1 protein-coding gene is annotated in these 625 nt (G+C 32.8%); it reads left to right on the top strand.

Going from position 1 to position 625, the window contains the following annotated elements; all coding sequences use genetic code 11:
* Window positions 1-217: 217 nt before the first annotated feature.
* Window positions 218-382: a hypothetical protein gene (locus E5A76_RS20395; RefSeq protein WP_181319815.1), complete on the top strand. Its 165-nt coding sequence runs from the start codon at window positions 218-220 to the stop codon at window positions 380-382.
* The last annotated feature ends 243 nt before the right edge of the window (window positions 383-625 follow it).

Raw genomic sequence — 625 nt, forward strand, 5'->3', positions numbered from 1 at the left:
GTCGTTATAATGAGAATATCTATAAAAAATTTGTTAATTATTTTTAGTTATTTAAGACACAGTGAAAGCAAGTTTATTTGTGATCAAAGAGGCGAAGTTGTCAGTTGTGTGCCATATTTTAATTGCGGTTAGTAATTACAAACGTTGCTGGTATAGGCTAAATCGAATAAGTGGTAATTGAGGTCTACTGGCACAGTGGTTGACAGCGGAGGGTTCAATGAAGCACAGACGCGTATCGAATAAAAAGATGAAGCAAATTATGGCTGATATTGGTATGACTGATAAGCCTGAAGATGATGATTCACAATTATTGCTCGAGCAAAGAGAGCAAGCTGTGAATGAAGACAAACAAATGATTAAATTAGATAGCGAAAATAAGTAGTAAATTCTGCCTGCATCATCACAAGAAAGCATCGACTCAGTCGGTGCTTTTTTTATGTTTGAAATAAAAATGTAAATAAAGTGTTGTTATTTGGTTTTAAGTGGGCGGTTTCTTGAACTGTTTATGTGATCTTGTATAAATAAAATATCTAGTTAATTAGCGTTACGTTGGTTATTTGTAGTGTTATTTACTGAAAATATAGTTTTTATGAAGATGAAAATTTGGCACTGCTCTTGTTATTAG

Source organism: Photobacterium lucens (assembly GCF_009873615.1).
GTDB classification, from domain to species: domain Bacteria; phylum Pseudomonadota; class Gammaproteobacteria; order Enterobacterales; family Vibrionaceae; genus Photobacterium; species Photobacterium lucens.

What these genes read in the sequence shown, in the direction of transcription:
- E5A76_RS20395 (WP_181319815.1), top strand. Translation starts at nt 218, where the DNA reads ATGAAGCACAGACGCGTATCGAATAAAAAGATGAAGCAAATTATGGCT.